This window comes from Delftia sp. DLF01 (assembly GCF_014852125.1).
GTDB lineage: Bacteria > Pseudomonadota > Gammaproteobacteria > Burkholderiales > Burkholderiaceae_C > Comamonas > Comamonas acidovorans.
The window spans coordinates 314902-327597 of sequence record NZ_JACVAZ010000003.1 but is presented as its reverse complement, the minus strand read 5'-3'; the positions used below and the strand labels follow the sequence as shown (position 1 = coordinate 327597).

The 12696-nt window shown below is 67.3% G+C and carries 13 protein-coding genes; 8 read left to right on the top strand and 5 right to left on the bottom strand.

Features of this window, described 5'->3' with window-relative positions; genetic code table 11:
• Nucleotides 1–7: 7 nt before the first annotated feature.
• On the bottom strand, nucleotides 8–925 hold the full coding sequence (locus IB269_RS16795) for a LysR family transcriptional regulator (protein ID WP_099733802.1): 918 nt from the start codon (nucleotides 923–925) through the stop codon (nucleotides 8–10).
• Between the two features lie 75 nt (nucleotides 926–1000).
• Here IB269_RS16795 and IB269_RS16790 point away from each other — a divergent pair, with 75 nt between their 5' ends.
• The 5 genes from IB269_RS16790 to IB269_RS16770 all read left to right on the top strand — a co-directional run bounded on the left by IB269_RS16790 (nucleotide 1001) and on the right by IB269_RS16770 (nucleotide 6079).
• Nucleotides 1001–1870 carry an HpcH/HpaI aldolase/citrate lyase family protein gene (locus IB269_RS16790; protein WP_034393039.1) on the top strand — a complete coding sequence of 290 codons (870 nt, stop codon included), beginning with the start codon at nucleotides 1001–1003 and terminating at the stop codon, nucleotides 1868–1870.
• A gap of 81 nt (nucleotides 1871–1951) precedes the next feature.
• Nucleotides 1952–2956 (top strand): tripartite tricarboxylate transporter substrate binding protein, encoded by a 1005-nt coding sequence (locus tag IB269_RS16785; protein WP_034393042.1) that lies wholly within the window; start codon nucleotides 1952–1954, stop codon nucleotides 2954–2956.
• 58 nt (nucleotides 2957–3014) lie between these two features.
• Nucleotides 3015–4178 carry a CoA transferase gene (locus IB269_RS16780; protein WP_192367750.1) on the top strand — a complete coding sequence of 388 codons (1164 nt, stop codon included), beginning with the start codon at nucleotides 3015–3017 and terminating at the stop codon, nucleotides 4176–4178.
• Nucleotides 4178–5023, top strand: a complete 846-nt coding sequence (locus IB269_RS16775) for an amidohydrolase family protein (protein WP_192367749.1) — start codon at nucleotides 4178–4180, stop codon at nucleotides 5021–5023. Before IB269_RS16780 ends, IB269_RS16775 begins: the two co-directional genes overlap by 1 nt.
• 63 nt (nucleotides 5024–5086) lie before the next feature.
• On the top strand, nucleotides 5087–6079 hold the full coding sequence (locus IB269_RS16770; protein ID WP_192367748.1) for a tripartite tricarboxylate transporter substrate binding protein: 993 nt from the start codon (nucleotides 5087–5089) through the stop codon (nucleotides 6077–6079).
• 20 nt (nucleotides 6080–6099) lie between these two features.
• On the opposite strand, the gene IB269_RS29090 is transcribed toward IB269_RS16770, so the two are convergent.
• Entirely contained in the window at nucleotides 6100–6330 is a 231-nt protein-coding gene (locus IB269_RS29090) for a PQQ-dependent sugar dehydrogenase (RefSeq protein WP_225614165.1), read from the bottom strand.
• Between the two features lie 173 nt (nucleotides 6331–6503).
• On the opposite strand from IB269_RS29090, the gene IB269_RS16760 reads away from it, so the two are divergent.
• Nucleotides 6504–7205, top strand: a complete 702-nt coding sequence (locus tag IB269_RS16760; protein ID WP_012205353.1) for a YebC/PmpR family DNA-binding transcriptional regulator — start codon at nucleotides 6504–6506, stop codon at nucleotides 7203–7205.
• A gap of 72 nt (nucleotides 7206–7277) precedes the next feature.
• Here IB269_RS16760 and upp read toward each other — a convergent pair whose 3' ends face one another.
• From upp to IB269_RS16745, 3 genes are all read right to left on the bottom strand, one after another.
• A complete protein-coding gene (gene upp, locus IB269_RS16755; protein ID WP_012205354.1) occupies nucleotides 7278–7907 on the bottom strand; it encodes a uracil phosphoribosyltransferase in 630 nt (209 codons plus the stop codon).
• Nucleotides 7908–7963: 56 nt separating this feature from the next.
• The gene (locus IB269_RS16750; protein WP_043796794.1) at nucleotides 7964–8941 is read right to left on the bottom strand and encodes a threo-3-hydroxy-L-aspartate ammonia-lyase; all 978 of its coding nucleotides are present in this window, start codon (nucleotides 8939–8941) and stop codon (nucleotides 7964–7966) included.
• A 147-nt stretch (nucleotides 8942–9088) separates the two neighbouring features.
• Entirely contained in the window at nucleotides 9089–10615 is a 1527-nt protein-coding gene (locus IB269_RS16745; protein WP_192367747.1) for a helicase HerA-like domain-containing protein, read from the bottom strand.
• Between the two features lie 78 nt (nucleotides 10616–10693).
• Between IB269_RS16745 and IB269_RS16740 the strand changes: the two genes are divergently transcribed.
• Nucleotides 10694–11413: a YebC/PmpR family DNA-binding transcriptional regulator gene (locus tag IB269_RS16740; protein WP_012205357.1), complete on the top strand. Its 720-nt coding sequence runs from the start codon at nucleotides 10694–10696 to the stop codon at nucleotides 11411–11413.
• The gene (gene purD, locus IB269_RS16735; RefSeq protein ID WP_012205358.1) at nucleotides 11410–12693 is read left to right on the top strand and encodes a phosphoribosylamine--glycine ligase; all 1284 of its coding nucleotides are present in this window, start codon (nucleotides 11410–11412) and stop codon (nucleotides 12691–12693) included. The genes IB269_RS16740 and purD overlap by 4 nt, the downstream gene beginning before the upstream one ends.
• The last annotated feature ends 3 nt before the right edge of the window (nucleotides 12694–12696 follow it).

Below are 12696 nucleotides of genomic sequence, written 5' to 3'. Positions count from 1 at the left end.
GCGCGGGCTACGGTGTCCTAGTTGCTGAGCGCGCGGCAGCGCGCGGGCCGCCGCGCTGCTTGACCACGGTGCGTGCGCAGTCCACCAGCCTGTGGATCAACGGCAGCCGTGCCGACGAGCGCAGCCACATCACGCCAAAGCGCCGCGACTGCGATTCCTCGGGCAGGGCCAGGCGCACCACGCCCTGGCCATCGGGCAGGTTCAGTGCCGTGTCGGGCACCAGGGAGACGCCCAGGCCGCGCTCCACCATCATGGCAATGGCCACCAGCGAGCTCAGTTCAAAGCGCTCCTGCGGCGCAATCTGCGCGGCGCGCAGGTAGCGCTCCACCATTTGCCCGCCGCCCAGGCTGCGGTCATAGCGGATCAGCGGCTGGGTGCGCAGCAGCGTGTGCGGGTCCAGGTGCGCCAGCTGGTGCGGCACCAGAAGCACCAGCGGCTCCTCGCGCAGCAGTGTCCAGTCGAAGGTCTTGGCCAGGGCGAAGGAGGGGTGCAGGCATACAGCGGCATCCAGCTCGCCTTGCTGCACGGCCTGGTACAGCTCGCGCGTGGTGGCCGAGCGCAGGAACACCTTGGTCTGCGGGCACTTCTTCACAAAGCCCGCCAGGATGTCGGGCAGCAGGCTGTGCAGGGCCGTGTTGATGGTGCCTATCACCAGCTCGCCGTCGGCGCCCTCATGGTTGACATGGGTCTTGGCGTTGGCCAGCTCGCGCAGCAGCAGCGGGGCCGATTGCGACAGTCGGTGGCCGGCTGGCGTGGGCAGCACGGTGCGGCCTGCGCGGGCCAGCAGGGGGGCGTCGAACTCGCGCTCCAGGATGCGGATCTGCTGGGCCACGGCGGCGGCCGTGATGTTCAGGCGCCGCGCAGCCTCGGCCATGGAGCCCGTCTCGACCACGAGCAGGAAGCTGTGCAGGTAGCTGGTTTCCATAAACAAAGAATTTGTGTGGTTTGAACAAATATTACCTGTGTTTCTCTTGGCTTTCTGCCGCCCACAATGCGGTGCATGAGAAGCAAACTGTTTGTTCCCGCATCGCGTCCCGAGCTGTTCGCCAAGGCCCTGGCTGGCGAGGCCGACGCACTGTCCTTCGACCTGGAGGACGCGGTGGCCGAGGCCCGCAAGGACGAGGCGCGCGGCCTGCTGCGCAGCTTCCTGCTCAGCCCTGAAAGCCGGGGCCATGGCAAGACGCTGATCGTGCGCGTCAACGCCATGGATACGCCGCATTTCGGCGCCGACATCGCCGAGATGGTGCGCGACGGCGTGCACCTCATCAACCTGCCCAAGCCCGAGACCGTGCAGCAGGTGCGCGAGGCCGCACAGCGCATTGCCGAGGCGGCAGATGCCAACGGCGTGGCCCAGGCGCCTGGCCTGCTGCTCAACATAGAAACACCCCGCGCCCTGCGCTGCGCTGCCGAACTGGCCAGCGCCCATGCCAGCGTGGCCGGCCTGCAGATGGGGCTGGGCGATCTGTTCGAGCCCTTTGGCGTGAACCGGCGCGAGCCCGCCGCCATTGCCCAGGCGCTGTTTGCCGTGCGCATGGCCGCCGCCGAGGCCGGCGTCTACGCCTACGACGGCGCCTTTGCCGACATCCGCGACAGCGAGGGCTTCAGCGCCGAGGCCCGCCTGTCGCGCGGCCTGGGCTTTCTGGGCAAGACCTGCATACATCCCAGCCAGATCGCCCTGGCCAATGCGGTCTACCAGCCCACCGAGCAGGAAATCGGGCACGCCCTGAAGGTGGTGGAGGCGGCCCGCCAGGCAGATGCCAACGCCCTGGGCGCCTATGTGGTGGACGGAAAGATGGTGGACAAGCCCTTTGTGCTGCGTGCTCAGGCCATCGTGGCTGCGGCGCATGCACAGGGGCTGCTGGCGGCCTGAACGGGCGGCCGGCAATCCGGTGCCCCGGCATCCCGCATGCCGGGCATCCCCATGACAAGAAACAGTACAGGAGACAAAGACATGAGCATTTCCCATTGCCGCGCGCGGCGCAGGCTGGTGGCGCTGGCCGCCACCACAACGGTGGCCACGCTGGCCGGGCTGGCTTCGCCGGGATTGATGGCGCAGGGCGCCTTCCCGTCCAAGGCCATCACCATGGTGGTTCCCTATCCGCCGGGTGGCTCCAACGACGTGTTCGCACGCCAGGTGGCCAAGGAAATGGGTGATCTGCTCAAGCAGACCGTGATCGTGGACAACCGGCCCGGCGCCAGCGGCAACACCGGCACGGCCTCGGTAGCCAAGGCGACGGCAGACGGCTACACGCTGGTGGCGGTCTCGTCCAGCATGACCACGAATGCCGCGGTACAGGCCAAGATGCCCTTCGACCCCGTCAAGGACCTGGCGCCCGTGGCCATGTTTGCCAAGGGCCCGCTGGTGGTGGCCGTGAACAATGAATTCCCGGCCAGGACGCCGCAGGATCTGGTGCGCGCCATCAAGGCCAGCCCGGGCCAGTTCAACTACGCCACCTCGGGCACCGGCAGCATCAACCACTTCGCGACCGAGATGATGCGCTCCATGGTGCCGGGCATGGACATCATGCATGTGCCCTACAAGGGCCAGGGTCCGGCCGTGACCGACGTGATCGGCAACCAGGTGCAGATGCTGGTCTCCAGCGGCCCGTCCATCCTGCCCATGGTGCGCAACGGCAAGCTGCGCGCCATCGGCATCACCAGCCTCAAGCCCAGCCCCATTGCGCCGGACCTGACGCCCATGGCAACGGCCATTCCGGGCTACGAATTCGATCTGTGGTGGGGGCTGCTGGCGCCTGCGGGCACGCCCGCCGACATCGTGGACCGCCTCAACCAGGCCGTGAACCAGGTGCTGGCCAAGCCGACCATCCAGGCCAGCTTCCTGCGCGAAGGCGCCATTGCCAACCCCGTGACGCCGCAGCAGTTCGCACAAGTGATCCGCAGCGACGTGGCGCGCTGGAAGCAGCTCGCCAAGGACCGCAATATCCAGGCCGATTGAACCCGGCCTTTGGCGGGAGGCGCCCCAGGCCTTCCCGCTTCCCTATCAGGAGAAACGAATGAGTTTTGTGCCCGGTGAACGCCAGGGACCGAAAGGCCCGCTCAGCGGTGTGCGCGTGCTGGATCTGAGCGCCTATATCGCGGGGCCTTACGGCTGCTCGCTGCTGGCGGACCAGGGCGCCGAGGTGATCAAGGTCGAGCCGCCCGTGGGCGACAACCTGCGCAAGTACCCCTCCACGCTGGAAGCGGAAAGCCGCGCCTTCCTGGGCGTGAACCGCAGCAAGTGGGGCATGGTGCTGGACCTGAAGGACGAGGCCGACCATGCCGTGCTGCTGCGCCTGGTGCGCGAGGCCGATGTGCTGGTCCACAACTTCCGGCCCGGCGTGCCCGAGCGGCTGGGCATCGGTTTTGCGCAACTGGCCGCCATCAACCCACGCCTCATCTATTGCAGCGTCACCGGCTATGGCAGCCGCGGGCCGCTCAAGGCCAAGGCGGGCTACGACCAGGTGCTGCAGACCATGACCGGCATGTGCGCCATGCAGGGCAAGGCAGGCGGGCCGCCCGAGATTCTCTATGGCTCCGTGGTGGACTACTACGCCTCGGCCCTGGTGGCGGGCGGCGTGTCGTCGGCGCTGTACGAGCGCGAGAAAAGCGGGCTGGGCCAGCATGTGGGCGTGTCCCTGCTGCGCGCGGCGCTGACCATGCAGTCCGCACGCATGGTCTGGGCCGAGGGCGAGCCGCGCGAGGTGGGGCGCGACATGCGCTCCGGCGGCATCACGGGCATCCACCCGACGCGCGAAGGTTATCTCTACATTTCGGCCAACACCGTGCATTTCTGGGCCGCGCTGTGCCGCAAGCTGGATCTGCCCGAGGTGGCCAGCGACGAGCGCTACGACTCCGTGCGCAAGCGCGCCCAGCACCGCGACGTGCTGGTGCCCCTGCTGCGCCAGGCGCTGGCGGGGCGCAGCGCACTGGAATGGGAAGCCTTGTTTGGCGAGGAAGTGCCCTGCGCGGCGGCCCGAACGGTGGAAGACATGTTCGACGACCCGCAGGTGCAGGCCGAGGGCATGGTCACCCGCTTCGAGCACCCGACCCTGGGCAGCTACCGGGGCTTTGCCGGCGCCGTCGAATTCGACCGCACGCCCGGCCCACCGGCCTTTGCCGCCCCCACGCTGGGCCAGCATACCGAGGCGCTGAAGGCCGCTGCGCAAGAGAGCCGCTGATGCACGCACTGCCCGCAGGCGCCTGCGACGCCCATCTGCACGTCTTCGATCCGCGCTTTGGTACGCGTTCTGATACGCACTTTGGTACGCGTTTTGGCGCCCATGCCACGGCTGCCGACTATGCGCAGCTGCGCGGCGCCATGGGGCTGGAGCGGGCCGTCATCGTCCAGCCGCGTGCGCATGGCACGGACAACCGGGCCACGCTGAACGCCATCCAGTCGCTGGGCGCTGCAAGCACGCGCGGCATTGCCGTGGTGCACCCCGAGATCACCGACGCACAGTTGCAGGCGCTGCATGACGGCGGCATTCGCGGCATCCGCTTTTCGCTGCACACCGAGCACGATGCAGCCGTGCGGCTGGACATGCTGGAGCCGTTGGCCGAGCGCATTGCCGCGCTGGGCTGGCATGTGCAGCTGCACTGGCTGGCCAGCCAGATCGAGGCCCATGCGGCGCTGCTGCAGCGGCTGCCATGCACCCTGGTGTTCGACCACATGGCGCGGCTCGCTGACAGTGCTGACGGCGCTGGCGTGCACCAGCCCGCCTTCGGCGTGGTCCGTGGGCTGGTGCAGCAGGGCAGGGCCTGGGTCAAGCTCTCGGGCCCGTATCTGAACAGCCGGGCGGGCCTGGCCGCAGGCTATGCCGACTGCGACGCACTGGCGCAGGCCTGGGTGGCCGAGGCCCCGCAGCGCTTGGTCTGGGGCAGCGACTGGCCCCATGTCACCGAAGTTGCCCATCCGCCGCAGACCCCCATGCTGCTGGCGCTGCTGTCGCGCTGGATTCCCGATGCGGCGCTGCGCGCCCGCGTGCTGGTGGACAACGCCGCCGAGCTGTACGGATTCGATTGAGGGCGCGGGGCACGCAAGCCTCGCAGCCCAGGTTTTCACCATTGAGCAACAGGAGACAGAAACGTGAAGAAGATCAAGACACTGCGGCCCGCCATGACGGTGCTGGCCTTGGGGCTGGGCCTGGGACTGGGACTTTTCCAGGGCACGCTGCATGCGGCCGACTATCCGGCCGCACAGGCCATCACGGTCGTCGTGCCGTTCTCGGCCGGCGGCGGCGCGGACAATGCGGCGCGCATCATCGCCAAGGCGCTGGGCGAGGTCTCGGGCCAGACCGTGGTGGTGGACAACAAGGCCGGCGCCAGCGGCGCCATTGGTGCCGCCCTCGTGGCGCGCGCCAAGGCCGATGGCTATACGGTGCTGTATGACGCATCGTCCTTCGCCATCAACCCCGCATTGCGCAAGCTGCCCTATGACCCGGCCAAGGATTTCATTGCCGTGTCCCAGGCCATCAGCGTGCCCAACATCCTCGTGGCCGCGCCGTCCTCTCCCTACAACAGCCTGGCCGACTTCATGAATGCCGCGCGGCAAAAGCCCGGCAGGCTCACCTATGCCTCCTACGGTCCGGGCAGCCTGGCCCAGATGGCGACGGAACTGCTCAAGGCAGACGCCAGGTTCGATGCCGTCCACGTTCCCTACAAGGGCGGGGCGCCCGCCATTGTCGATGTCATGGGCGGCCAGGTCGATGTGTACTTTGCCAACGCGGCCTCCAGCATCAATTACGTCAAGGGCGGCAAGCTCAAGGCGCTGGCCGTGTCCTCGGCCAAGCGCATGCCCGACCTGCCCGACGTGCCCACGGTGGCGGAAAGCGGCATCAAGGGCTTCGAGGTAACGGAGTGGAACGGCTTCTTCCTGCCTGCGGGCACGGCGCCCGACACCGTGCAGAAGCTGCAGGACCTGGTGCAAAAGGCACTGGCCTTGCCGGCCACGCGCGCCAGCCTGGAAAAGCTGGGCCTGACGCCCGTGGGCAGTTCCTCCGCCGCCTTCACGGGCTTCGTGGCGGCCGAGCGCAAGCGCTGGGATGCCGTGGTCAAGGCCAACGGCATCACCGTGCAGTGAGCCGCCGCGCGTGACGGGGCTCAGGGCGTGGCGGTGACGCGCAGCAACTGCCCGTCCTGGGCGTCCGTCAGCAGGTAAAGCCAGCCGTCCGGTCCTTGACGGACATCACGGACGCGCTGGCCCAGGCGCGGCAGCGCCTGCTCGCTGGCCGTTACCTTGCCGGTCCACAGGGGGCAGACCAGCCATTGCCGACGCGAGGCGCCCGTCACCGTGCACGATGCGCAGTCGGGCGGCTTTGATCTGGCAAACATCATGCACGACGCGGCCAGAGCCAGCGGCGCCCTGTCAACCACTGTGCAAAAAGCCCGCGCAGCCACTTGCGCGGGTGTATAAACAGCGCTCTTTCGGCGCCGGGCCGGGTCCCTGCGTGGGGCGGTCGGCGGCGCCTCCTACCCACCAGAGAATCCGCAAGGGAAAAGCAGCCATGGGCGCGCAATGGAAAGCAAAGGGCAAGGCGCTGGTCGCCGATGCCAAGGGAAAGCTGTTTGGCAAGCTGGCCAAGGAAATCATCGTCGCGGCGCGCGCCGGTGCCGATCCGGCAGGCAACTCGCGCCTGCGCATGGCCGTGGAAGCCGCCCGCAAGGCCTCCATGCCCAAGGACACGCTCGAGCGTGCGATCAAGAAGGGCTCGGGCGTGGGTGCCGACGCCGTCAATTACGAACGCGTGGTCTATGAAGGCTACGGCCCCAACCGCGTGCCCGTGATGATCGAGTGCCTGACCGACAACGTGAACCGCACGGCGCCCAACATGCGCGTGTGCTTCCGCAAGGGCCAGATGACGGCCGTGGCCTGGGACTTCGACCATGTGGGCATGATCGAGGGCGAGCCCGAAGGCGGTGCCGATGCCGAGCTGGCCGCCATCGAGGCCGGCGCACAGGACTTCGAGCCCGGCGAGGAAGAGGGCACGACGCTGTTCATCACCGACCCGACGGACCTCGATACCGTGAGCAAGGCGCTGCCGGCCCAGGGCTTCAAGGTGCTGTCGGCCAAGCTGGGCTACAAGGCCAAGACGCCGGTCAGCATGGCCAGCCTGTCGGCCGAGCAGCAGGAGGAAGTGCAGGACTTCCTGGCCGGCATCGAGAACGATGACGACGTGCAGCACGTCTATGCGGGGCTGGTGGATTGATCCCGCTGCCCCCCGCTCCCCAGCAAAAAAGCCGCACGATGTGCGGCTTTTTTGTGGGTGCGTGCACCAGGCCTACTTGGTGCCGAAGATGCGGTCGCCCGCGTCGCCCAGGCCCGGCAGGATGTAGCCGTGCGCGTCGAGCTGGCGGTCCACGGCGGCCGTGTAGATGTCCACGTCGGGATGGGCCTTTTGCATGGTGGCCACGCCTTCGGGCGCGGCCAGCAGGCACATGAACTTGATGGACTTCGGGTTCAGCTGCTTCAGGCGCGCCACGGCGGCGGCTGCCGAGTTGCCCGTGGCCAGCATGGGATCGACGACCAGCACGTCGCGCTCTTCCATCTCGGAGGGCATCTTGAAGTAGTACTCGACGGGCTGCAGCGTCTCGGGGTCGCGGTACAGGCCGATGTGGCCGATGCGCGCACCGGGCACGACGTTGAGCATGCCGTCGAGGAAACCGTTGCCGGCGCGCAGGATGGACACCAGCACCAGCTTCTTGCCGTCGATGACCTTGCCGGTCATGGTCTCCAGCGGGGTCTCGATCTCGATGTCCTGCAGCGGCATGTCGCGCGTGATCTCGTAGGCCATCAGCGTGGACAGCTCGCCCAGCATGCGGCGAAAGCTGTTGGTGCTGGCTTCCTTGCGGCGCATCAGCGTGAGCTTGTGTTGGACCAGCGGGTGGTCGATCAGGTGCAGAGTACTCATGGTTTTCTTCTGGAAAAAAGGGGCGCCGGCATTTGCGGCCGGCGCCAGGGGGCGGTTCAGTCGTGCAGAAAGCGTGCGTAGCGCGCCAGGTCCACATTGCCGCCGCTGATCAGAATGCCCACGCGCGCGCCCGACAGCGCAACCCCGCCATGCAGGGCGCCCGCCAGCGAGAGCGCTCCCGTGGGTTCGACCACGATTTTCTTGCGTTCCGCGTAAAAGCGCATGGCCTGCACCAGATGCTCGTCCGCCACGGCCAGGATATCTTCCACATGCTCGCGGATGATGGCGAATGTGATATCGCCGATGGACTGGGTCTGGGCACCGTCGGCAATGGTGTGGGGCGTGGGGATCTGCACGATCTGGCCTGCCCGCAGCGACTGGCGGGCATCGTCGCCGGCCTGGGGCTCGACGCCGTAGACCTTGCAGCGCGGCGCCAGTTGCCTGGCCGCCAGCAGGCTGCCCGACAGCAGGCCGCCGCCGCCCAGGCAGACAAAGAGGTAGTCCAGGTCGGGCACCTCTTCGAACAGTTCCTTGGCTGCCGTGCCCTGGCCGGCGATCACGTCGCGGTGGTTGAACGGCGGGATCAGCGTCATGCCGCGCTCGTCGGCCAGGCGGCGGGAGATGGCCTCGCGGTCTTCGGTGAAGCGGTCATAGGTCACCACCTGGGCGCCGTAGGAGCGCGTGGCCGCCATCTTGGAGGCGGGTGCATCCTCGGGCATGACGATGAGCGCGGGCATGTCCAGCATCTGCGCGGCCAGTGCCACGGCCTGGGCATGGTTGCCCGAAGAAAAGGCCAGTGCGCCACGCTTGCGCTGCTCGGGCGTGAACTGCGACAGCGCGTTGTAGGCGCCGCGTATCTTGAAGGCGCCCGTGCGCTGCAGGTTCTCGCACTTGAAGAACAGCTGGGCGCCCAGCAGCTCGTCGGCGGTGCGGCTGCGCAGTATGGGTGTGCGGTGGGCCACGCCTTCCAGCCGGCGAGCGGCGGCGGCGACATCGTCATAGGTGGGCAGCGAGGGAGGGCTGTTCGTCGTCATGGCGTGCGGTTCCGCAAAGTGGATGGAGGCGCTTTCGATCATAGCCGCATGCGCGGGCTTTCAGAGCCCTGAAATGCGCCAGCCGTTGCATGGCAACGGCTGGGTGCTATGGTGTTTGATGCGGCGCAGTGCCGGTGTGCCAGTGCTTCAGCGCTTCTTGTTGCCCAGGATGCCGCCGAGCACGCCGCGCAGGATCTCCTTGCCCAGCGAATTGCCCATGGTGCGCATGGTGGACTTGGCCATGGTCTGCACCAGGCCGTCGTGCTTGCCGCCGCGCGGGCCGGTGGTGCCGAACAGCAGGTCCTTGAGCCCGTCCATCATGGCACCACCTTCGCTTGCCGCGGGCGCAGCACCGGCCGGGCCCGTGCCGGTTGGCGCTGCGCCGTCGCCGGCCGCTGCCGTGCGGCCGCGCAGCACCTCGTAGGCCGACTCGCGGTCCACCGCCTTTTCATAGACGCCGGCCACCAGCGACTGTGCCAGCAGGGTCTTGCGCTGCTCCTCGTTGATGGGGCCGATCTGGCTGCCGGGCGGGATCACGTAGGCACGCTCGGTGATGCCGGGGCGGCCCTTGTCGTCGAGGAAGCTCACCAGGGCCTCGCCCACGGCCAGTTCGGTGATGGCGGCCTCGATATCCAGGCCGGGCTTGGGCCGCATGGTAGTGGCCGTGGCCTTGACGGCCTTCTGGTCGCGCGGGGTGAAGGCGCGCAGCGCATGCTGCACGCGGTTGCCCAGCTGGGCCAGCACGGTGTCGGGCACGTCCATGGGGTTTTGCGTGACGAAATACACGCCCACGCCCTTGGAGCGCACCAGGCGCACCACCAGTTCGATGCGTTCGAGCAGCACCTTGGGCGCGTCGTTGAACAGCAGGTGGGCTTCGTCGAAGAAGAAGACCAGCTTGGGCTTGTCGGGGTCGCCGATCTCGGGCAGGCGCTCGAACAGCTCGGACAGCATCCACAGCAGGAAGGTGGAGTACAGGCGCGGCGAATTCATCAGCTTCTCGGCGGCCAGGATGTTGACCACGCCCTTGCCGCCGGCATCGGTCTGCATCAGGTCGCTAATGTCGAGCATGGGCTCGCCAAAGAATTTGTCACCGCCCTGCGACTCGATGGCCACCAGCCCGCGCTGTATGGCGCCCACGCTGGCCGCGCTGATGTTGCCGTACTCGGTGGTGAACTGCTTGGCGTTGTCGCCCACATGCTGGAGCATGGCGCGCAGGTCCTTGAGGTCCAGCAGCAGCAGGCCGTTGTCGTCGGCAATCTTGAAGACCAGGTTGAGCACGCCCATCTGCGTGTCGTTCAGGGCCAGCATGCGGCCGATCAGCAGCGGACCCATGTCCGAGACCGTGGCGCGCACCGGGTGGCCCAGCTCGCCGAACACGTCCCACAGCGTGGTGGGGCAGGCCAGGGGCTGGGGAATCTCGATGCCGCGCTCCTGCAGGGAGGCCGCCATCTTGGCGCCCGTGCTGCCAGCCTGGCTGATGCCGGACAGGTCTCCCTTGATGTCGGCCATGAACACCGGCACGCCGATCTCGGAGAATCCCTCGGCCATTTTCTGCAGCGTCACGGTCTTGCCGGTGCCCGTGGCGCCCGTGATCAGGCCATGTCGATTGGCCAGTGCGGGCAGCAGCAGGCATTCTGTGGCAGAGTGGCGGGCGATCAGAAGTGGAGCGGCCATTTCGGGTTTCCTCGGGGGAGCATGCGGTCAAAAGTAAAATCCCAGCCGCAAGGTTAAATCAATATCAAAGGACAGCCTGTGGCAGGACACAGTAAATGGGCCAATATCCAGCACCGCAAAGGCCGCCAGGACGAAAAGCGCGGCAAGGTCTGGACTCGCATCATCCGTGAAATCATGGTGGCGGCACGCACGGGAGGGGGCGATCTCAGCGCCAACCCGCGCCTGCGCCTGGCGGTGGAAAAGGCCAAGGCGGCCAACATGCCGGCCGACAACATCAAGCGCAACATCGACAAGGCCACGGGCAACCTCGAAGGCGTGACCTACGAGGAAATCCGCTACGAAGGCTACGGCATTGGCGGCGCGGCCATCATCGTGGACACCATGACCGACAATCGCGTGCGCACTGTGGCGGATGTGCGTCACGCCTTCAGCAAGTACGGTGGCAACATGGGCACGGAGGGTTCCGTGTCCTTCCAGTTCAAGCATGTCGGACAACTGATCTTCGCTCCCGGAAGCGACGAGGACCAGATCATGGAAGTGGCTCTGGAGGCCGGCGCCGAGGACGTGATCACCGATGACGAGGGAGCCATCGAGGTGCTGACCGCACCCGCAGAGTTCGAAACCGTGCGCGACGCGCTGCAGGCCAAGGGCCTGACGCCGGAGGTGGCTGAAGTCACCATGCGCCCGGAAAACACCATCGCCCTGCAAGGCGATGACGCAGCCCGCATGCAAAAGCTGCTGGACATGATCGAAGACCTGGATGACGTACAGGACGTCTACCACAACGCTGAACTATGAAAATTCTTGTGATTGGTGGCGGAGGCCGCGAGCACGCCCTGGCGTGGAAACTGGCTGAATCGCCGAAATCGACCAAGGTCTATGTGGCCCCCGGCAACGGTGGCACGGGCCTGGCCGGCGGCAAGGTGGAAAACCTCAACATCACCGACCCGCAGGCGCTGCGCGAGTGGGCGCAGGCCGAGAAGGTCGCGCTGACCGTGGTGGGCCCCGAGGCTCCGCTGGCTGCCGGCGTGGTCGATGAGTTCCGCGCCCACGGCCTGCGCATCTTCGGCCCCTCCAAGGCGGCCGCCCAGCTGGAAAGCTCCAAGGCCTTCTCCAAGGACTTCATGGCGCGCCACGGCATCCCCACGGCGCTCTATGAAACCTTCACCGACCCGGTGGCGGCCCATGCCTACGTGGACCGCCTGGGTGCGCCCATCGTGGTCAAGGCCGACGGCCTGGCCGCAGGCAAGGGCGTGGTCGTTGCGACAACGCTGCAGGAAGCCCACGACGCCGTGGACTTCATGCTCGTGGACAACAAGTACGGCGTGGCCCACAACGACGGCGGCGCCCGCGTGGTGATCGAGGAATTCCTCGCCGGCGAGGAAGCCAGCTTCATCGTGCTGTGCGACGGCAAGAACGTCCTGGCCCTGGCAACCAGCCAGGACCACAAGCGCCTGAAGGACGGCGACCAGGGCCCGAACACGGGCGGCATGGGCGCCTACTCGCCCGCGCCCGTGGTCACGGCCGACGTGCATGCCCGCGCCATGCGCGAGATCATCCTGCCGACCATCCGCGGCATGGAAAAGGACGGCATTCCCTACACCGGCTTCCTCTATGCGGGCCTGATGATCGACGCGTCCGGCCATCCCAAGACGCTGGAGTTCAACTGCCGCATGGGCGACCCCGAGACCCAGCCCATCATGATGCGCCTCAAGAGCGATCTGGTGGACGTCATGCTGGCGGCCACCGATGCCAAGCTCGACCAGGTCGAGCTGCAATGGGACCGCCGCACGGCGCTGGGCGTGGTCATGGCTGCGGCCGGCTATCCCGAGGACCCGCGCAAGGGCGATGCCATCAGCGGGCTGCCGCAGGACGCCGCCGATGCCATGGTCTTCCATGCCGGCACCCAGCTCAAGGACGGCGTGCCCGTCACCAGCGGTGGCCGCGTGCTGTGCGTCACCGTGCTGGCCGACAGCGTCAAGCAGGCCCAGCAAAAAGTCTATGACGTGGCGCGCGGCATCCATTTCGATGGTGCCCAGTACCGCCGCGACATCGGCTTCCGTGCTGTGAAGAACTGAGTC

What these genes read in the sequence shown, in the direction of transcription:
- IB269_RS16795 (WP_099733802.1), bottom strand. Translation starts at nt 925, where the DNA reads ATGGAAACCAGCTACCTGCACAGCTTCCTGCTCGTGGTCGAGACGGGC.
- upp (WP_012205354.1), bottom strand. Translation starts at nt 7,907, where the DNA reads ATGAGTACTCTGCACCTGATCGACCACCCGCTGGTCCAACACAAGCTC.
- IB269_RS16790 (WP_034393039.1), top strand. Translation starts at nt 1,001, where the DNA reads ATGAGAAGCAAACTGTTTGTTCCCGCATCGCGTCCCGAGCTGTTCGCC.
- IB269_RS16760 (WP_012205353.1), top strand. Translation starts at nt 6,504, where the DNA reads ATGGGCGCGCAATGGAAAGCAAAGGGCAAGGCGCTGGTCGCCGATGCC.
- IB269_RS29090 (WP_225614165.1), bottom strand. Translation starts at nt 6,330, where the DNA reads ATGTTTGCCAGATCAAAGCCGCCCGACTGCGCATCGTGCACGGTGACG.
- IB269_RS16785 (WP_034393042.1), top strand. Translation starts at nt 1,952, where the DNA reads ATGAGCATTTCCCATTGCCGCGCGCGGCGCAGGCTGGTGGCGCTGGCC.
- IB269_RS16780 (WP_192367750.1), top strand. Translation starts at nt 3,015, where the DNA reads ATGAGTTTTGTGCCCGGTGAACGCCAGGGACCGAAAGGCCCGCTCAGC.
- IB269_RS16750 (WP_043796794.1), bottom strand. Translation starts at nt 8,941, where the DNA reads ATGACGACGAACAGCCCTCCCTCGCTGCCCACCTATGACGATGTCGCC.
- purD (WP_012205358.1), top strand. Translation starts at nt 11,410, where the DNA reads ATGAAAATTCTTGTGATTGGTGGCGGAGGCCGCGAGCACGCCCTGGCG.
- IB269_RS16745 (WP_192367747.1), bottom strand. Translation starts at nt 10,615, where the DNA reads ATGGCCGCTCCACTTCTGATCGCCCGCCACTCTGCCACAGAATGCCTG.
- IB269_RS16775 (WP_192367749.1), top strand. Translation starts at nt 4,178, where the DNA reads ATGCACGCACTGCCCGCAGGCGCCTGCGACGCCCATCTGCACGTCTTC.